General features: G+C 60.0%; 17 protein-coding genes. 3 read left to right on the forward strand and 14 right to left on the reverse strand.

Going from position 1 to position 19,845, the window contains the following annotated elements:
* Positions 1-64 precede the first annotated feature (64 nt).
* From BPSY_RS09795 to mraZ, 10 genes are read right to left on the reverse strand one after another with little or no spacing between them, the layout of a single operon-like run.
* The gene (locus BPSY_RS09795; RefSeq protein WP_033497433.1) at positions 65-1,258 is read right to left on the reverse strand and encodes a UDP-N-acetylglucosamine--N-acetylmuramyl-(pentapeptide) pyrophosphoryl-undecaprenol N-acetylglucosamine transferase; all 1,194 of its coding nucleotides are present in this window, start codon (positions 1,256-1,258) and stop codon (positions 65-67) included.
* 57 nt (positions 1,259-1,315) lie between these two features.
* Entirely contained in the window at positions 1,316-2,611 is a 1,296-nt protein-coding gene (locus tag BPSY_RS09800; RefSeq protein WP_081884395.1) for a peptidoglycan glycosyltransferase FtsW, read from the reverse strand.
* Positions 2,598-4,160 carry a Mur ligase family protein gene (locus tag BPSY_RS09805; protein WP_033497431.1) on the reverse strand — a complete coding sequence of 521 codons (1,563 nt, stop codon included), beginning with the start codon at positions 4,158-4,160 and terminating at the stop codon, positions 2,598-2,600. Before BPSY_RS09805 ends, BPSY_RS09800 begins: the two co-directional genes overlap by 14 nt.
* A gap of 23 nt (positions 4,161-4,183) precedes the next feature.
* Positions 4,184-5,287: a phospho-N-acetylmuramoyl-pentapeptide-transferase gene (mraY, locus tag BPSY_RS09810; RefSeq protein WP_033497428.1), complete on the reverse strand. Its 1,104-nt coding sequence runs from the start codon at positions 5,285-5,287 to the stop codon at positions 4,184-4,186.
* Positions 5,284-6,876 carry a UDP-N-acetylmuramoyl-tripeptide--D-alanyl-D-alanine ligase gene (locus BPSY_RS09815; RefSeq protein WP_051921966.1) on the reverse strand — a complete coding sequence of 531 codons (1,593 nt, stop codon included), beginning with the start codon at positions 6,874-6,876 and terminating at the stop codon, positions 5,284-5,286. The genes mraY and BPSY_RS09815 overlap by 4 nt, the downstream gene beginning before the upstream one ends.
* 34 nt (positions 6,877-6,910) lie before the next feature.
* Positions 6,911-7,828 carry a UDP-N-acetylmuramyl peptide synthase gene (locus BPSY_RS09820; protein ID WP_238556849.1) on the reverse strand — a complete coding sequence of 306 codons (918 nt, stop codon included), beginning with the start codon at positions 7,826-7,828 and terminating at the stop codon, positions 6,911-6,913.
* 46 nt (positions 7,829-7,874) lie between these two features.
* Positions 7,875-9,671: a peptidoglycan D,D-transpeptidase FtsI family protein gene (locus BPSY_RS09825; protein ID WP_051921909.1), complete on the reverse strand. Its 1,797-nt coding sequence runs from the start codon at positions 9,669-9,671 to the stop codon at positions 7,875-7,877.
* Complete coding sequence (gene ftsL / locus BPSY_RS09830; protein WP_033497426.1) at positions 9,668-10,129, reverse strand: cell division protein FtsL; 462 nt, start codon at positions 10,127-10,129, stop codon at positions 9,668-9,670. Before ftsL ends, BPSY_RS09825 begins: the two co-directional genes overlap by 4 nt.
* A gap of 2 nt (positions 10,130-10,131) precedes the next feature.
* On the reverse strand, positions 10,132-11,202 hold the full coding sequence (gene rsmH, locus BPSY_RS09835) for a 16S rRNA (cytosine(1402)-N(4))-methyltransferase RsmH (RefSeq protein WP_033497424.1): 1,071 nt from the start codon (positions 11,200-11,202) through the stop codon (positions 10,132-10,134).
* Positions 11,202-11,651 carry a division/cell wall cluster transcriptional repressor MraZ gene (gene mraZ / locus BPSY_RS09840; RefSeq protein WP_238556862.1) on the reverse strand — a complete coding sequence of 150 codons (450 nt, stop codon included), beginning with the start codon at positions 11,649-11,651 and terminating at the stop codon, positions 11,202-11,204. Before mraZ ends, rsmH begins: the two co-directional genes overlap by 1 nt.
* A gap of 309 nt (positions 11,652-11,960) precedes the next feature.
* On the opposite strand from mraZ, the gene BPSY_RS09845 reads away from it, so the two are divergent.
* Together BPSY_RS09845 and serA are read left to right on the forward strand one after the other, a co-directional pair.
* Entirely contained in the window at positions 11,961-14,249 is a 2,289-nt protein-coding gene (locus BPSY_RS09845; RefSeq protein WP_033497420.1) for a HelD family protein, read from the forward strand.
* 1 nt (position 14,250) lies between these two features.
* Positions 14,251-15,447, forward strand: coding sequence for a phosphoglycerate dehydrogenase (gene serA / locus BPSY_RS09850; protein ID WP_033497419.1), 1,197 nt, complete (start codon positions 14,251-14,253; stop codon positions 15,445-15,447).
* A 107-nt stretch (positions 15,448-15,554) separates the two neighbouring features.
* Here the strand turns inward: serA and nrdR are convergent, their stop codons facing one another.
* Positions 15,555-16,016, reverse strand: coding sequence for a transcriptional regulator NrdR (gene nrdR / locus BPSY_RS09855; protein WP_033497417.1), 462 nt, complete (start codon positions 16,014-16,016; stop codon positions 15,555-15,557).
* A gap of 159 nt (positions 16,017-16,175) precedes the next feature.
* Positions 16,176-16,466 (reverse strand): LysM peptidoglycan-binding domain-containing protein, encoded by a 291-nt coding sequence (locus tag BPSY_RS09860; RefSeq protein ID WP_051921967.1) that lies wholly within the window; start codon positions 16,464-16,466, stop codon positions 16,176-16,178.
* A 304-nt stretch (positions 16,467-16,770) separates the two neighbouring features.
* Here BPSY_RS09860 and lexA point away from each other — a divergent pair, with 304 nt between their 5' ends.
* The gene (gene lexA, locus BPSY_RS09865) at positions 16,771-17,538 is read left to right on the forward strand and encodes a transcriptional repressor LexA (RefSeq protein ID WP_033497415.1); all 768 of its coding nucleotides are present in this window, start codon (positions 16,771-16,773) and stop codon (positions 17,536-17,538) included.
* Here the strand turns inward: lexA and BPSY_RS09870 are convergent.
* Together BPSY_RS09870 and BPSY_RS09875 are read right to left on the reverse strand one after the other, a co-directional pair.
* Entirely contained in the window at positions 17,525-18,544 is a 1,020-nt protein-coding gene (locus BPSY_RS09870) for a cation diffusion facilitator family transporter (RefSeq protein WP_081884433.1), read from the reverse strand. The two genes, lexA and BPSY_RS09870, sit on opposite strands and share 14 nt — an antisense overlap.
* Before the next feature lie 249 nt (positions 18,545-18,793).
* Entirely contained in the window at positions 18,794-19,756 is a 963-nt protein-coding gene (locus BPSY_RS09875; protein ID WP_033497413.1) for an L-lactate dehydrogenase, read from the reverse strand.
* Positions 19,757-19,845: the final 89 nt, after the last annotated feature.

Consider the following 19,845-nt stretch of genomic DNA (forward strand, 5'->3'; position numbering starts at 1 on the left):
CAGTATGAGGGACGTGTTTCAACTCGTGTTCCGACACAGCAGACAACTCCTTGAGAAAGGGTATTTACTCCATTATCGACGCGCCGCCGGCGAGCGCAAGCACCCGCTTGGCCATAATCTGTGCGGCATCGCGCGTTCCGAACTTCCACGCGGCATCGGCCAGCCGTTGCAGACCCTGTTGATCCTCCATCAGGGAGACAACATGTTCGGCGACCCACGAGGATGTGAAATCGGCGTCATCCACCAGCAGCCCACCACCGGCCTCGACGACCGGCTGGGCGTTGAAGCGCTGCTCCCCGTTGCCGAAGGGCAGTGGCACGTAGATGGCCGGCATTCCCACAGCGGCCAGTTCAGCCACGGTTCCCGCGCCGGCACGGCAGATGGTCAGATCCGCGCATGCGAAAGCCAGATCCATCCGCTGCAGGTACTCCACCGCGTGGTAATCGCCATGCCCCACATGTTCCAGACCCAGGTCATTGAGCACATCCGCACCGGCGCGCTCACTCACGATGCGTTTGACATCCTGGATCTTGCCCTTACCGGTCAGATGAATCACCTGGGCCCTGCTCAGCAGCTCGGTGCAGGCCCCTGCAACCGCGGTATTGATGCTCGCCGCACCCAAGGAACCACCCGTGATGAGGATCAGCGGCCTGGTCGGGTCAACACCCAAGGCGGATGCCGCCTCCACGCGCGCAAGCCTCGGTGTGTCAAGATCCTTGCACAACCTGGCGATCACCGGGCGCAGTGGAAGTCCCACACGCTCGATGCGTACGCCTTTAGGCGCTTCAAGCCCGGTGTTGTCATAGACCGTTGCGATGTAATCAGCCCATTTGGCGCCGAGTTTGTTCGCCATGCCGGCTTTGGCGTTCTGCTCATGGATCACGATCGGGATATGCATGCGCTTGGCCGCGCGGTAGACCGGAGCTGAGGCATAGCCCCCGAAACCCACCACGACATCCGCGTGGTGACGCGCCAGAATGGCCTTGGCCTTACGGACCTCGGACATCCACTTTCCCGGGAAGGCGAAGGTCGCCGCATTCAGGGAACGGGGGAAAGGAAGCTTTTCAATCGTTTCCAATCGATATCCGGCCTGTGGAACCAGATCGTGCTCCAATCCGGATTCCGTGCCTACAACGGTGATCGAGGCATCAGGACGTTCGGCCCGTATGGCATCCGCCACACTTAGCAAAGGATTGACATGTCCCGCCGTACCCCCACCGGCCAACACGACATGCACCCGCTCTTCTCTATTTCCCATACCTCTGAGCATATCCCCTTACACCCGACTAATGGCGACGCAACAAGCCAAAGAAGCTCAGGCTTGCGCGACGGCGCCTCTGATTTCGGGAAGGCTGCGCATCATTCTGGCAGCCACACCAGCCGAAATCAGGCACATGATCAGGGCCGTGCCTCCTGCCGAAACGAAGGGTAAGGGCAATCCCATAACCGGCAGTATGCCAAGCACGACGCAGATATTGATCAGGGCCTGGCTGACGATCCATGCGGCGATGCCGACCATGACCATACGGGCGTAACCGTCACGTGACAGCCATGCCACACGCAGGAGGCACCATCCCATGACCACGAATGCCAGTATGACCATGCATGCACCGATGAATCCCAGTTCCTCGCCGATCACGGCGAAGATGAAATCGTTATGCGCTTCCGGTAGATAATTCCATTTCTCACGGGAGTTGCCCAGTCCGACACCTGTCAACCCGCCCGATGCCATCGCATACAAACCATGGATCGACTGGTAGCACACCCCTTGCACGTCGGATGCCGTGCAGGGTTTGTATGCGGCGAGGATACGGCTGATGCGGTTCTGGTTGCCGAGCACGAAGAAGCCCACGATGCCGACCGCACCGACCACACCGATGGACAGCAGCCAGCGGAGAGGGAAGCCCCCGAGCAGGAAGGCCACCACACCGATCAAGACGATGATCATGGCCGTTCCCAGATCCTTGCCCGCCATGACCAGCAGGAAGGCCATCGCGAAGCCCGCCGCGGGAACCGCATAGGATTTCAGAGGCCCGGAATCCTTGGCCCTCTTCTGCGATGATTCCAGCGCCACCGGCAACCACAGACACAGCGCCAGCTTCAGCACCTCCGCGGGTTGGAAACTGATCGAGCCGAAGCCGATCCATCCCGAGTTGCCGTTCACGCTGATGCCCAGAGGCGTGAAGGTGAGGGCCTGCAGCATGAATCCGAAGGCGAGGAAGGCGAAAGACGCCCGTTTGTAAAGCATCAGGGGCAGATGCATGGCGATTACCCCCACCACCACGCCAAGCACCCCATACAGGGCTTGGCTGGCGACCTGGGACCATGGTGATTCGCCGTCGGCGACCATATCCACCGAGGAGCTCGAAAAGACCATCAGCAGACCGAATACGGTCAGGGCCCCCACCGCGGTGATAAAGCCGTTATAGCACCAGACGGGGTTGAGGATGTTCCGCCAACCCGTGTAGTCCTGGTTCGTGGCCGGTGCGGGGCCTGCGTCCGGAACACCTTTGACTCCTCTGGGCTTTCTGACGGTATCGGTGGAAAGCTTCCGTCGAGATAAACCCGACTGCGTCCGCCGTGGTTTTCCGTCCGACTTACTCCTGACCATGAGGATCCGCCTGCCGACGTGCCACCCAGAGCCTTGCCTGTGCGGCGAACTGCTCTCCCCTGTCCGCATAGGAGACGAATTGATCCATCGACGCGCATGCAGGCGCCATCAGCACCACGCTGCCGGGATGGGCATGCGTCCCGGCCGCATCAACGGCGCGTTGCATCACGCTCTCCTTGGGTTCAGGGTCGATGATGGAAAGTGGTATGTCAGGAGCTTTGCTCGCGAAGGCGTCAAGCATCGGGCGCTGGTCGACGCCGATGATCACCGCGGCGGACAGCCTGTCCGCATACGAGGCCAGAAGATCCTCGAAATGCCCGCCTTTGGCCAGACCACCGGCGATCCAGACGACCGAGTGGGGCGGAAAGCTCGATAACGAGGCACCTGCCGCATGGGCGTTGGTGGCCTTCGAGTCATCGACGAAACGGATGACATTCGACGAGTCCGCTTGGGGCCGATCCGTGGATTCACCCCGATGTCCGTTCCCGCCATGTGCAGACCCGGTTTGCTGTGCGATCCCGCGCTGATCGGCATCAACCGTCGTATCGTATCTTGCGACGGTCTGGATTCTGTGCCCACCCGGTTTGAAGGCCTTTAAGGCCTCCACCGCACGGTCGGCCGCTATGCCGTGCCCGAGGACCAATGCGAGGGCGCATAAAGCGTCAGCCAGCAGATGCGGATACACGGTTCCATCCGGCTCGCACAGATGGGAGAAATCGCTTACGGCCGCCAAGGACCTCGCCGCGGTGTCATCTCCAGCGGTGTCATCTCCCGTGGCGTCCAACCCGCTGCGGTCAATGATCCAACCGTCCTGCACGCCGATCTCCCCGGCCTGTGGCGCTCCCAGCGTGAAGCCGACCCGCTTGCAGCCCGGCGCCGGATGTGCGGCCGCCGCCAGTTCACTCACCCTGGAATCGTCCGCGTTGTATACCAAGGCCCGTTGAACGCCCCTGTACACCTTCGCTTTGTCCGCCGCATAATTGGCGAAACCGCCGTGCCAATCCAAATGATCGTCGGCGAGATTGGTGATGGCGGCGCACTCCAGGCTCAGTGACTGCGTGAAATGCAGCTGAAATGAGCTGAGCTCGACGCAGAGCGTCTGGTTCGAGGGATCCACCGCCGCATGCGATACGGCTTTGCCGATATTGCCCACAGCCGGTGCGGTTTCCCCTGCGCCGGTGAGCATCGCCGAAACCATCTGCGTCGTCGACGTCTTGCCATTGGTTCCGGTGATACCGATCCAAGGAGCGGGCTGCTGCGATTGACCGGAGGGGACGCGCAGCATCCAGCCGAGCTCGACCTCGCTGACCACCGGGATACCCAGGCTCTGCGCCTTAACGATGAATGGTGTACGTGGGTTGAACACCGGGGAGCTCATCACCAGATCGATGCCCCGGAAATCCACATCCGCGAAGCTGTGGTAATCGGCATCGGATTTTCCTTCGTCAACGGTCACCACATGCGCCGCACGACCTGCCAGAACCTCGCACGCGCTCCGTCCGGAAACCCCCATACCCGCTACGAGAACCGTTGCTTTGCTGATATCCATCACTATGCCTCAATCCCGCCGAATCATCCGATCAGACCTGAACGTGCGACCCAATCCCCATAGAATATGACCAGACCAACCAGTACCAACAGCAGTTCGATCATCCAGAAACGAACGACGACTTTGGATTCATGCCATCCCTTGAGCTCGAAATGATGGTGGATCGGTGCCATTTTGAAAACACGCTTATGCGTCATCTTGAAGAATCCGACCTGAATCACGTCGGAGAGTGTTTCGATGACGAACAGACCACCGATGATCACGGCAAGCACTTCGGTGTGGGTGGCGATGGACAGCGCGGCGAACAAACCGCCCAAGGACAGCGACCCGGTGTCCCCCATGAAGATGGATGCGGGATTGGTGTTGTACCAGAGGAATCCGAAACAGGCCACCGCGGCGCAGACCGCGATAATCGACAGATCCAAGGGATCGGACACCGCGTAGGAGTACCCGATGTGATCCCCTCCCTTGATGTGGTAGCTCTCCCAGAACGCGATCAGCCCGTATCCGACGAATGCGATCATCGAGCTGCCTGCCGCAAGCCCGTCAAGGCCATCCGTCAGGTTCACCGCATTCGACCATGCGGTCATCAGCAGATTGACCCACAGGACGAACAGCACCGCCGCCAGCAGGCGTCCGGCGAAATCGAAGGAGAGGAAGGGCTTTTCGATGAAGGCGATGCCTGCCTGCGCGCTCGGGAATCCCGATTTGGTGGGCACCATCAGCGACAGCAATGCGTAGATCGTGGCCAGTACGAACTGCCCGGCGAATTTGGCCCCGACGGAAAGGCCGAGGTTCTGTTTTTTGCGCACCTTCGCGAAATCGTCGATGAACCCGAGCAGACCCATCGAAAGCATGGCGAACAGCACCAGCATGGCCGACCATGATGGTGCGTCACCGCGTGAGCAGTAGCGGTAGATGGCCGAAGAAGCCCAGCCCAGCACGATGGCCAGATTGATGACGACGCCGCCCATAATCGGCGTGCCACGCTTGACCTGATGGGATTTCGGGCCATCCTGGCGGATGTACTGCCCGTAATTGAGCTTATGGACGAGACGGATGAGCAGAGGCGTACCGACGATGGTGACGATGAAGGAGACCACCATTCCTATGATCAGTGAAATCAACGCTGGACCTCGCCATTCTGTTCGTCGGCGGTCATACTGTGTGACTCGCGTTTCTCCCATTGCTCGGCCAAGGCGCTCAAGCCTGAGACATGGGAGCCTTTGAGCAGTACGACCATGTTGCGGTGCTCCTGCCCCAGTGAGCTAATCATGTCATCCGCCTGTTTCGCGTCCTGAGCCAGCAACACTTTGAAGTCCTGAGTGGATCCGGTGACTCCGCGTCTTGATGCCTCGTCCTTCGCCCCATCGGCCAGAGCCTGGGCGAGTGGAGCGAGGGCCTCATTGCCTCCGACCGCGACGACGGCATCCAAGGAGAGATCGGCGCACTGCTCGCCTATCTGACGGTGCAAGGCGAGTTCATCAGCGCCAAGCTCCAACATCGCTCCCAGCACGGCGACGCGGAATGGCTTGTCTTCGCCGGACGAGCCCCATGCGCTCAGACCGCGCAACCCTGCCCGCATCGAGTCAGGATTCGCATTGAAGGAATCGTCGATCAGTGTGAATGCGATGCCATTGCGCTCCACGGTGGAGACGGCCATGCGATGAGGGCTGATACGACGTTGATCGGCAAGCACTGCCGCTATGTCATCGAGCGGGAGACCCAGATGGTGCGCGACGGCAGCAGCGGCCAATGCGTTCATCACATTGTGCTCCCCACTGATACCCAGGGTGACGGGAACATGCTCCGCTCCGTCACTCATGGTGAAGGAAGGATGGTCCAAACCATCGACACGGATATCCTGGGCGGTCATGTCAAACGCCTGCCCTTCGTTGAAGACGTCGACTCCTGAGCCGGCCTGTTCACCGAACCAGAGCACCCTGCCCGGTGCGAATCTGCGCATCTGCGCCACACGGGGGTCGTTGGCGTTGAGCACGGCGACGCCACCGGGGAGCAGGCCCTGCACGATCTCGCTTTTCGCCTTCGCGATATTCTCCACCGATCCGAATTCACCGAGATGCGCCACACCGACCTTGAGCGCGATGGATATATCGGGTGGGGCGATATTCGTCAGGTACGTGATCTCACCGATATGGGATGCACCCATCTCCGCGACCAGGAAGCGGGTCGATGCGTTGACTTCAAGCGCGGTAAGGGGCAGTCCTATCTCATTGTTGAAGGAACCGACGGGAGCGATGGTGGAACCCAGACGCCTCAACAATGAGGAGAGCAGGTCCTTGGTCGTGGTCTTCCCGACTGAACCGGTGATCCCGATAATCGTCAACGGCAGGTCCATCTCACGTCGCTTGTCCAGATTATGCCTGGCCAGCAGACCGAGGGCCCGCACGCTGTTCTCCACAACGATCTGGGCGACGGAGGAGCCCTCGACCACATGCTCGACGATGGCCGCGACCGCACCGCTCGCAGCGATGCCGGGCACGAAATCGTGTCCGTCTACCCGCTCACCCGCTATGGCGACGAAAACGGAACCTTCCCGGAGCTGACGCGAATCACTCACCACATTCGTGGCTTCCGCCCGGATATGAGGGGACCCATCCCCGCTGCCCTGTCCCAAATCCGCATGAGGGCCATCGCCGTCGACCAACCTGCCGTGAACCGCTTCGGCGATCTCCTGCAAGGTCATTGGCACCATGCCGACATTCTCGTCCTGATTCATCGAATGCACCTTAAGACAACTCCCTTGAAACGCGCAGTGCGCTTCGTATATTGTTCTTCTTCACTCCAGCAGCCATCACCATGGCAATACTCAACGACAACCTTCTCGTCGAATCCTCATCCTGGAAGACATTCGATTGCACCGCAAGGGCGTCGGAATCCTCACTCCTGGCCGCCACGTGGGTGCGATCCCCCCTGGAGAAACCGAAAACGCGCGAGGCCCTGTCGGCCATGATCGCCAGATCGTCGCGTCCCGGCCGCTGCTGCTGCGCGAAACTCAGCACATCGACCTCTACGGCGTGCAGCGCATCCTCTTTCAGGGTCCCGTCATCGGCACATATGGCAACCGCGGTCGCACCATCCTCGACGCATACCGACAGCAGACGCTGGATGTCAATCGCGCTGAGAGGGTAGGAGACATCAAGTTGACGATCCAGGGAATAGGATCCCTTCGCACTGATCACGCCAACCGGATTGCCGAGGACGTGGAGGAATTCGGACAGCACCTTGACCGAAGCGGAGGAATCCTCACCACTGACCACGAACAACGCAAGCGATTGCGATGGCTTCCCCGCTATGTCCGCCGCAAGCTCACCTATCTGCCTGGCATCCAGATCACCGAAGAGGACGGGTATGTCCGAAGACTCAAGCGGCCCCCTGAGCGCAGTCGGCGCCAGCACCGCATATGCACCCCGCCGTTCGGCCTGGGAAAGCATATGCTCGTCGAGCTCCTGACCGAAGGGCAGCAGCAGTGAGCCCGGCCGGACGGAATCAAGATCATCCGCGATGGAGGTTATGGTGACCGGTTCGGAGAAACGAGGTGAAACCACAAGACCGTAATGGGTGCACAAATACCCCAGGGTCATGCGTTGCGCGATCGATTCGCCCAATGCGCTCATCGTCCCCGCCTCTCTTCCTTGTTCCGACATCCGCGTGTCTGTCTGTTCCCAGTGCGGCGACTCAGATTCACCAACATCACCAATCTACCGGGATAGCATCCTTACGTGGTGTGGAAGTGGGAACCTCGTATTTCTGCATAAGGAATTCACCAATATTCGCGAAGACAGGACCAGCGGTCAGACCGCCGTATGTGCCTTGCGGATCCTTCATGACCACGGTCACCACGAACTGCGGATTGTCGGCGGGCAGTACGCCAACCCAGTCCGCAACGATGGAGGTCAGTCCGCCGTTGGATCCGGCCACTTCGGCGGTTCCCGTCTTCGCGGCCACCCTGTATCCGTCGACGGCCGCAACGCTTTTGTAGTTCTCAGCCACCGACTCCATGGCATTGAGCACCTCGGAGGACACGGTCGAGCTGACGACCTGCGTCGATGACGTCTTGGGCTTGGTCACCGTGCCATCAGCCGAGGTCACCGAGTCGATGATGGACTGCTGCTGTTTGACGCCCTTGTTGGCGATCGTGGCCACGGCGTTCGTGATCTGCAGGGCGTTGGTGGCATATCCCTGACCGAAGAGCACGGTGTTCCTGGTGCGTCGATCCCAGTTCTCGGATGAGCTGAGCAGGCCTTGCGACTCCCCGGACAGGCCCATGCCGGAAGGCTGCCCGATTCCGAACTTCGTCAGGTACTCATAGCGCTGTGCCGTGGTGTACTGGTCGCCCGCCATCACCATGCCGACATTCGAGGAATTCTGCAGTATGCCTGCGAGCGTCCACTGTTTGGTTCCGTGGGACTCCGAGTCGTGGTACTGCTGTCCGTCCACATCGATGCTGTACGGGACGCTGAATTCATCGGTGATCTTATGCGTCCCCTCCTGGAGCATTCCCGCCAGGGAGATGATCTTGCCGACGGATCCCGGCTCGAATGTCTCGGTTACGGCAAGCGAGGGGTTCATCTTCGCCTCCGCGCTGCCCGCCTCCACCTGGTCGGTTCCGGCCAATGCCAGTATCTTCGCATCGGAGACGCGTTGGACCACGGCAATCGCCCATTTCGCCTTGTATTTCTCCTGGCCTTCCTTCAAGGCCTTTTCGACGTACCACTGCACATCGCGATCCGTTGAGAGTTTCACGGTGGCGCCGTTCACCGCCGCTTTGGACTCGGTTTCGGTGCCGGGGATCTGCTGCCCGTTGGCTCCCTGCTGGTATATCTGATACCCGTCCGTCCCGGTCAGCGATGCGTTCTCCATCTTCTCGATGCCGGAGACACCGTTGTCATCGGTGTCGACGCCACCGAGCAGCGAACCCATCAGCGTGCCGTTCGGGTAGGTCCGTTCGCTGCTGAGCTCCGCGCTGATGATGCCACTGAGGTTCAGGGCATCGATGCTGCGTTTGACCGAAGGAACCACGTTCTTCTTGATCACCACGTATTGGTTGGTACCGGTGAGCAGTGCGCCGAGCTGCAGGGCATCCATGCCCAGAACCGGTGCCAGCAGACGCGCGACGGCGGCGGGCCCGGTGACGCCCACCGGTTTGCCGTCGATGCTGTGGCAGTTGCTCGCCGTCTTCTTGGTGCAGGTGGTTGGCTTGAAGGTCGCGGCGAATTTCGGATTGCCGATGATCGTATAGCGCTCCACGCTTTGGGCCAGCACGATGCCGTTCGTATCCGTAATCGTTCCACGCTCCGCCTGCAGCACCTGTTTGGTCGTTCTGCTTGCGGTGGCGGCCTCGGCAGTCGTCTTACCGTCGAGAAGCTGGATATATGCCAGTTTCACCATCGCGGAGGAGGCGATGAAGGCGAGTATGAAGGCGATGACGATCACACGCTTGCCGAATGCGGAGCAATGCTTCCAGAAGGAGATACCCGATCGAATCATTGCTGCCCCTTGCTGTCACCGCTGGCCTTGTAGCCTTGCAGATCAATGCTTATCGAACCTTTTTGCGCGACCATGCCCATCTTTTCGGCTTTCTCCGGCAGGGAGGCCTGAAGCTGATCCAAGGTGCTCTGATCGTCCTGGATGTCCTGATTGAGTCGGCTGATGGACTGCTGCGTTTTGGTGGCCTCGAAGGAGTTCTCGATCATCTGTGTTCTCAGCATCAGTGAGGCTACGAGGCTCGCGCCGAGTATGCACATGGCGACGACGATATGGAACAGCGGCGCCCTGCGCGTGCGGGTCCATACCAGCAGGCGGCGCGCACCGTCGATCATCACCTCGCGTCCGCTGGACTTTCCTGAGACGACATGCAGCTCGGGTCGTGTGGAAGCGGGTTGCGCTTTCGGGCGACGTTTGTCTGGTGCCGCGCCTGAGCGTACTGAACGTTGTGCTGCCGGCATGACTATCCTTTCCTTCCGAAGCCGTGATGTGAACGCTGATGTTGGTCGTGGGCCTTTCCGGCCCTGCTGTCGAGGCTCTGGGCGCTCTCCTCGAAGATCCTGATCCACTGATCGGGCAGGTCCCTGGTCAGTTCGACCGCCCTGAGTCTGACCGAAGCCGAGCGGGGATTGCCGGCTATTTCCGATTCGTCCGCTTTGATGGCGCCTCTGGTCAGATCGGAGAACACCGGCTTGGCGTCCTCGGGTATCACCGGCAGGCCGGGAGGCACGTCGGCATTCAGACCTTTGACCATGAAGCGTTTGACTGTTCTGTCTTCCAGGGAGTGATAGGACTCCACCACAAGACGGCCGCCCACACCGAGATGCTCGGCGATCTGCGGCAGGGTCCGGGCGAGCTTGGAGAGTTCTCCGTTGACTTCGATGCGCAAGGCCTGGAATACGCGTTTCGCGGGATTCCCTGCGGGCCTGTGGGCTTTCGGCACCACCCGGTCGACCAGTTCGTTGAGCTGGCGTGAGCTGGTTATCGGCGTTTCCTCACGCTGATGCACGATGGCATTGGCGATCAGCCGACTGAAGCGCTCCTCCCCGTACTCCCTGAAGATGAAGGTGAGTTCCCGGGCATCGTATTCGCTCAGGATCTTCGCCGCCGTCAGCTCCTGCGACACGTCCATACGCATATCCAGAGGGGCGTTCTGGGCATAGGAGAAGCCACGTTCCACCTCATCGATCTGCAGGCTTGACAGTCCGAGATCCATGAACACTGCCTGGACCTTGTCCACCTGCTGATCCTCAAGTACGGATGCGAAGTCATCGAAAGCCGCATGGACGGGCGTGAAACGTTGCGCCAGTCCCGCCTCCGCAATACGTGTGGTGGCGAGCGCAAGGGCTTCGGCGTCACGGTCTATGCCGATGAGCCGTGCGTGCGGTGAGGCTTTGAGGAATGCGATCGCGTGTCCTGCAAGGCCGAGCGTGCAATCCACGACAATCGAGTTCTCGTGTTCGAGTGCTGGCGATACGAGCGCAACGCAGGATTCGAGAAGAACCGGCTGGTGTATGGCAGTCAAATCGCTCATCAGAACTCCACCTCCGGCAACACGTCATCAGCGATATCGGAGTATCCCTGTTCCTTGCTCTCCAAATAGGACTCCCAGGCTTTGGTATCCCAGATCTCCGCCCTGGTTCCGACGCCGATCACGACGACGTCATCACTGAGGTGGGCATAATCGCGCAGCATCTGCGGCAGCAGCACGCGTCCCTGCTTATCGGGTTTCTGCTCAACCGCTCCCGAGAGGAACACACGCAGATACTCCCTGGCGGCTTTGTTGCCCATCGAGGTGCGTTGGATCTGGACGGCGACACGGCGGAACTCGCTTTGTGGCAGGAGATAGACGCAACGCTCCTGGCCGCGTGCCATCACCAGGCCCTGACCCAGCTGACCACGCAATTTGGCCGGCAATGCGAGTCGTCCTTTGTCATCGACCTTGGGGGTGTAAGTGCCGAGCAGCAGTGGCGGCAGGCCCATATCGTCCGCTTCATTCGCCGCTTGCGGGAGGGATTGCTCTGCTTGATCGGCATTCAGCATGTTCCCACCCCCTTTACCGACGCGCTGCCGGCACGTCCAAGCCATCGACTGTTTCCCCACTTTACCCCATAGTTCCCCATTCTTCCCCACAAACATGGATAGTTCACGGTGATTCACCTCACGCTCTCCACTTCCTTCGAAAATCCGGCAGGTCGATGGCAGCTCGCGCGATGGGCGAAAGTCCCTCTGTCGTAGAGGCTCAGAGGTATATTGGAGTGCTCAGTTTGAAGACCTAGGAAACGGATGTGCATGTCGAGCTACTCTTCACAACTCCAAGAAGAACAACGGGCAACAGACCATGCTTATCAGCGTCTGGATTCGTTGCGATCCCAGACTCGTTCGCGCCTTGACGCGGTCCGGGCCGCCGGTTCTCACGGTTCGCCCACACAGCGCACGGAACGCGATTCCTTCGCCACCATGTATGAGGACAGGCTGACGCAACTGCGCGCGGTGGAGGACCGGCTTGTGTTCGGCAGAATCGACAGCACCGCGGGCGAACGCCGGTACATCGGCCGCATCGGTCTCTCCAGCGAGGACCACGAGCCGATCCTGACCGATTGGCGGGCCGATGCGGCTCGTCCCTTCTACGAGGCGACGCCATCGAATCACGGCGATATCGTCATGCGCAGGCACATCACCCTCAGCTTCCGATCGGTGATAGGGCTTGAGGACGAGGTGCTCGATCTCCAATCCCCCCAGATCGGACAGGCATCGAACTCCGGCACACTCACCGGAGAGGGCGCTTTGCTGGCATCGCTGAGTTCGAAACGCACAGGGAAGATGACCGATATCGTGGCCACCATCCAGGCCGAACAGGATCGCATCATCCGCTCCCTCATGTCCAGGGCGATTGTGGTTCAGGGCGGGCCCGGCACAGGGAAAACCGCCGTCGCGCTCCACAGGGCCGCTTACCTGCTTTACACGCATCGCAGCACGCTCGAACGTTCGGGCGTCCTCGTCGTGGGTCCCAGTCCGGCATTCCTGCATTACATCGACCAGGTCCTCCCCTCATTGGGGGAAACCGGCGTGGTCAGCCGGACGATAGCCGACCTGATTCCAGGGGTCAGCGCCACGCATCTCGACAGTCCCAAAGCCGCCCAGCTCAAAGGCGACCGCAGAATGGCGAGGGCGATAGCCAACGCCATCGCCGCACGCGTCCGCATTCCCGAAAAGCTGCCCACCGTGAACATCAACGGCATCTCCGTCAGCGTGCTCGCCGCGGATATCCGGCAGGCGCAGGAGGCTGCGCGCCACAGCCGACAGACGCACAATCAGGCACGGAACACCTTCGTGCGCACGATGATCCATCTGCTCACGGCCAGGTATGGCGAGCAGCTCGATTACACGCCCGAGCAATCGGAACTGTCCCAGGCGACATCCATGCTGCGCATGAATGATGAGATCCGCAAGACGCTCAACCTCGCATGGCTGCCGATGAATGCCGCATGGCTGATCGACAGCCTGTGGGCGGATACGAAGCGACTGTCCAGATACGCCCCGTGGCTGAGCGGCGACGATCTGCAAACCCTGCACAGGCCCGCGCATTCACCGATCACCACATCGGACATCCCCCTGCTCGACGAGGCGATGGATCTGCTCGGCCCGGATCCCAAAGCCGCATCACGATCCGCGATGCAGCGTGAGCAGGAACGCAACGACGAACAGTTCGCAAAGGATACGCTTGCGCAGAACGGCATCGGCACCGGACTGGTGACGTCCCGCATGCTCCTCGACCAGATGCAGAGCGACGACTCCGAGATGATGTCCCAACGCGCGGCCTCGGACAGGCAATGGGCGTATGGGCATATCGTCGTCGATGAGGCCCAGGAGCTCACGCCGATGGAGTGGCGGATGCTGATGCGCAGATGCCCTTCACGTTCATTCACCATCGTCGGGGACGTCGCACAGACATCCTCGCTCGCGGGATCCAGATCCTGGGAACGCTCGATGAACCGCCTCTTCGGCGAGGACGGCTGGGATCTCAATGAGTTGACCATCAACTACCGCAATCCACGTGAGGTGAGCAATCTCGCGTCCACCTTCGCGCAATCCGAGGGCCTGTACATCTCGACGGTGAACGCCGTGCGTGATGTGCCGGGATCGCTCCAGACCATTCACGTGGAGCATGATGAGGATCTCATCGACGCGGTATGCACCAGCGCGACGGAACTCACACGCAGATTCATCGGCCAGGACGGTTCGGGCAGAATCGCGATCATCACGGATGACACGCTGATCGGGTCCGTCAGGGACTCCCTCCACGATCACCTCAGGCGGGAGCTGGGAGAGCACGAATTCACCAGACTGGCCTCGCAGAACCAGTGGAACCGCCAGATCAACGTGTGCAACGCCCAGGAGGTGAAGGGGATGGAATACGATGCGGTCGTGCTCGTCGAACCGGGCATCATCGAGGAGAACGCCGCCTCACGTCTGGTCGCCGCATCGGATCTGTACGTGGCGATGACCCGTCCCACACAGCAACTGGTCATTATTCGCACACGGCGTGACGCTGACGACCTCCCGCTATACAGTGAGTAGCATGCCTAAAGCACTGTTACTGGAGAATATTCATCCCTTTGCCGCCGAATCACTTCGTAAGCATGGTTTCGAAGTCATCACCATGAAAGGCGCCCTCCCCCAGGACGAGCTCATTGCATCCCTTGAGGGCGTGGATCTCCTAGGCATTCGATCTAAGACGAATGTGACCCACACCGTGCTGAACGCATGTCCGCAACTCTCCGCCGTGGGATGCTTCTGCATCGGCACGAACCAGGTGGATCTGGCCGCGGCCGCCGAACAGGGCGTGGCCGTGTTCAACGCCCCGTACTCGAACACCCGCTCGGTGGTGGAGCTTGTGGTGTGCGACATCATTTGTCTGATGCGTCGCATTCCCGCCCACACCCATCACCTGCGCCATGGACTGTGGGACAAGTCGGCCAGCGGTTCGCACGAAGTCAGGGGCAAGACCCTGGGCATCGTGGGATACGGCAACATCGGCTCACAACTTTCGGTTCTGGCCGAAGCGCTCGGCATGCGCGTCATCTTCTACGATCTTGAAGAGAAGCTCGCCCTGGGCAACGCCCATCGCGCTTCCAGCCTGGAAGAGCTGCTGCTGCAGTCGGATGCCGTCACCATTCATGTCGATGGCAGGAAATCCAACACCGGCTTCTTCGGCGAGGATCAGTTCGCCCACATGAAGGAGGGCGCGATTTTCATCAACCTCTCCCGTGGTTTCGTAGCGGATCTCGACGCCCTGAAACGTCATCTCGATTCCGGTCACCTCTCAGGGGCGGCAGTGGACGTCTTCCCTGTCGAACCGCGCAAAAGCGGGGATGCCTTCGAGTCCGATCTCGCCGATGAGGACAACATCATCCTGACACCTCATATCGGTGGCTCGACCCTCGAAGCACAGGAGTCCATAGGGCATTTCGTGGCCCAGAGACTGCAGGACTACTGGGAGAAAGGGTCCACCACACTGTCCGTGAACATGCCCCAGCTGACGCTAGGCCCGAACACTGGTGCGGTGCGCATAGCCCATCTGCACCAGAACTTCCCCGGCGTGCTCGCCCGTTTGAATCAGGTGCTCGGCGAGGAGAACATCAACGTCACGGCGCAGTCGCTGGCCACCGAAGGCGAACTGGGCTATGTGGTGACCGATCTTTCGAACGCGCCAAGCCGTGAGACGCTCAAGGCGCTTCACGACGTCAACGGGACCGTGGAGGTCCGGGTCATCTGAGACCAACAGTCGACCGTACGAAAGCAGGCTGTGCGATCGGACATGGAATCCTTAAGGGGATGGCCATGTCGGATCGCACAGCCTGCTTGTGTTATCGCCCGGGAAGATCAGAGATCGAAATGCATTTCGCCGTTCCTGAGCTCGGATATGGCATGCTCGAAGTCATCCAGTCCATTGAAATTCTGATAGACGCTGGCGAATCGCAGATAGGCCACTTCATCAAGGTCGCGTAGGGGCCCCAGGATGGCCCGGCCGACCTCATCGGATTTGATTTCCGCCATGCCACGTGATCTGAGGTCCTCCTCGACCTGTTGACCCAAAGACTTCAGATCGTCCTCCTTGATCGGACGACCTTGGCACGCCTTACGCACCCCTGAAATCACCTTGTCGCGGTTGAACGGTTCGGCGCTGCCCGAACGCTTCTTCACCAGAAGCATCGTGGTCTCGACGGTGGTGAATCGCTTCGAGCACACCGGGCATTCCCTGCGTCGTCGTATTGAGTATCCGTCGTCACTGATGCGCGTATCGATGACTTTGGTATCGGAGTTCTGGCAGAAAGGACAATGCATAGCTCAGACTATAGTCTGACCACCAGAAGCAGTGTCTTGCGCTCATCGGCGAGCGAAGCCTGCGTGCATCATCAGCGAAGGTGGCTGCGCATATGCGGTCCGTAGATCACGGGCAGAGGAAGCAGCCTGTCAAGATCGGATTCCGCTTCACCACAGGATTCAGGAGGCCTCGACGGGCACCACAAGACGCTGACCGGCGGTGAGCGCCGCTGAATCCAGATTGTTCAGATCCATCAGCTCGTTGACGGTTTCGGAAACGTCGTGACCCGCAGGTGTGATGCTTGAGGCATATGCCCACAGGGTATCGCCCGGACGGACGGTATATGAGGTCACCGAAACGGCTCCGGTCGCCGAATCGGCGTTCTCCGGCGTCACCATCGCGAAGACACCGAAGGCGATCCCCACGGCCAGCAGGGTCGCCGTCACCTTGCCCCGTAGCGTCAACCTCATATGTTGCGATGTCCTCGCAGGATGCGATTGACTGCGTACCGCGGCACCACTGATTGCAACACTCATTTCCAACACCGCCTTCTTGACTTCGCGTTCTCTGTCCCGCATGCCGCCATTCGATCCGATATCCGAAGGGCTCGGCATGAAGCAACTGTTCAAACAAGCCTTTCGAACATCTGTTCTATCGAACAACTGTTCTGATTGTGGCACATCTGTTCGAAAGTTGCAAGTGCTTTTTCGAACAGATGTTTGATTTCACAGTGTGGACACGGTAGACTGTTGAAAACGACCGAAAGGAACCGCTGTGAGCACCATCCCTTTTCCCCCGCAAGGTGAAACAGAAGCTTCGCGGCAGGACGCGCTGACCCCGCGTCAAAGCAAAGTGCTCAATGCCATTCGCACACATATATCGGCGCGTGGATTCGCACCGTCATTTCGAGAGATCGGCGACGTCGCCGGTCTGAAAAGCCCTTCCTCGGTCAAACACCAACTTGAGGTGCTTGAGGAAAAAGGCTATATCCGCATGAGCGCGAACAAAGGCCGGGCGATAGAACTCATCGAGGACGGCCAATCCGCGACGGATAGGGATGAATTCGGAACTTCACCGACCCGAGGCCACTCCGGTGCCGGCGATGACGGGATCTCCACAATCGTTCCCTTCCCCGACATTCAGGAGACGGCAAGCGCATCCCTTCTCGAATCGCATGATGTGCCGCTGGTGGGAAGGATCGCCGCGGGCGAGCCCATCACGGCGGAGCAGCATGTTGAAGACGTGATGAGACTGCCCGAACGCCTTACCGGATCCGGCCAGCTCTTCATGCTCGAGGTCCACGGGGATTCAATGGTCGATGCCGCCATATGCGACGGGGACTTCGTCGTGGTCAGGGAACAGCAGAGCGCACAGAACGGCGATATCGTCGCCGCGCTACTCGACGATGAGGCGACGGTCAAGACCTTCCGTCAGGAGCATGGCCATACCTGGCTGATTCCCCACAATCCCGCATACTCCCCCATCGACGGCACTCATGCCTCGATCATGGGCAAAGTGGTGACCGTCCTCAGGAAGATCTGAGAGCGACACTTCCGGCTTTGGCACGGGCATCGGAAGGGATGTCGGAGGACTGCTGGGCCTCATCATGCAAACCGGACTCATGGTGTTGCATATAGCCCTCGGGTTCCAACTGGAAGGTCGTGTGCTCGATGCTGACCGGGAAATGCTCCCGCAGACACTCCTGCATGGAGGCCAGAACGCGGCTGGCATCCTTCATGCTCAGTCCGGAATCGACAACCACATGTGCCGTCAGACGTGGCAGACCCGAGGCGACGGTGCCCGCATGCAGGTCGTGGACCAGCACCACGTGATCCACATGCTCCAGATGCTCCTTGACGGCCTCCAGATCAAGCCCTTTCGGTGTTTCCTCAAGCAGGACACGCAGGCTGTCGATCAGCAGCTTGATGGATCGGGGAACGATCAGGAGGGCTATGGCCGCACCGGCGACAGCATCGAATCCGGACCAACCCGTCGTCAGCATCACCACAGCGGATATCACGACCGCGACCGAACCCAGCGCATCGTTCATGACCTCAAGGAAGGCCGCCCGCATATTCATATTGTCGTTGTGCTGCGCCGCAAGCACCACGATCGACGCGATATTCGAAAGCAGACCCAGAATACCGAAGAAGAGCAGCAGCCCGAGATCCTGCACACCATCCGCTGCCGGATTGCTCAGACGCAAAACCGCCTCGACCAGGGCGTAGCAACCCACCGCGAGCAATACCGCGGCACCCGCCGCAGCGGTGATCACTTCCAGACGTGCCCAGCCCCAGGTCTTCTCGTTGGTGGGGCGCCTGCGCATCAGCGTGGCCGTCACCAGTGAGGCCGTAAGCACCGCCACATCGGTGAGCATATGCCCGGCGTCGACCAGCAAGGCCAGGCTGCCGGTGATGTAGGCACCAACCACCTCGGCCACCAGGACCAGCGAGGTGAAGGAAAGCGTGAAGGCCAGCCTGCGTTGATGACTACGGGCCGAAGATTGCCGACCGGATGTCTGCTCGGCCCAGGTTTCAGTGTCGTTCATATCCCGCATGCGGCCGACTATACCCCGGATCGCATGCATGCAACACAGTTCAGCGGAATTTCATGCAAGGGCGGCACACCCTGGAATCCCCATCATGGTCAGCAACCGGAGGCATACCTGCGATCCGACGACACTCCGGCCGCCTCCGTAGATTCGTGCCATGCGGATGCCGTTAACGGTCACCGCAGATACAACAAGGCGGGCCCTCGACCTGAATCGAGTGGCCCGCCTGTTCCGAGAACGAAGCTATCAGAATCCGAAGTTGCTTGCGGTTTCCTTCAGCGTCTCCGCCGAGCGTGTCAGCGAAGCGAGTTCGCCATCGCTCAACGGCGTGTTGATGCGTGTGTTCACACCCTGACGGTTCAGCACGCTTGGCACGGACATGCACACATCGGAGATGCCGTGGAAGTCGTCAAGCAGGGAGCTGACGGGCAGGATCCTGTTGGTGTCGTTGATGACCGACTCGATGATGTCGACGCCGGACATGGCGATGGCGTAATTGGTCGCGCCCTTGCCCTCGATGATGCGGTAGGCCGCGTTCTTGACTTCCTGGTGGATCTCTTCGCGCTTGGCCTCGTTCAGCGGATCATGTCCCGGAAGTTCCTTCCAGTCGACCATCGGGACGCCGCCGATGGTCGATGAGGACCACAGCGGAACTTCGGAATCACCGTGTTCGCCGGCGATATAGGCGTGCACGTTCTTGACGTTCACACCGGTCTCCTGAGCGATCAGGAAACGCAGGCGAGCGGAATCCAGGTTGGTGCCCGAGCCGAACATCTGGTTGGCGGGCAGCCCCGAAAGCTTCATCGAGACGTAGGTGACCACGTCGACGGGGTTGGTGACGAGCATGTAGACCGCGTTGGGGGCCACCTTCACGATGTTCGGGATGATGGACTTCATGATGTTGATCGTCGCACCGGCAAGGTCAAGGCGGGACTGCCCTGGCTTCTGGCGTGCACCGGCCGTGATGACGACGATATCCGCATCGCGGCATATCTCCACGTCATCGGAGCCCTTGATCGAAACGGTCGGATAGAAGCTTGAGCCATGCTGCATATCGAGCACCTCGGCCTCAACCCTCTTCGCATTGATGTCTTCCAACACGATTTCACGTGCGACGCCGCGCTGTGCTGCCGCAAATGCCATGGTTGAACCGACAGCTCCGGCCCCAATGATGGCGAGCTTTGTTGGCTTGATTGGTGAATGCACCATAAATACAGACCTCTCTTAGCAATGACCTAGGGATTGATGAGATCACAATCCACAATACTTATTCACTCTATCTTCACTAGATGACGTTT

Origin of the sequence: Bifidobacterium psychraerophilum (genome assembly GCF_000741705.1) — a bacterium.
Lineage (GTDB): Bacteria > Actinomycetota > Actinomycetes > Actinomycetales > Bifidobacteriaceae > Bombiscardovia > Bombiscardovia psychraerophila.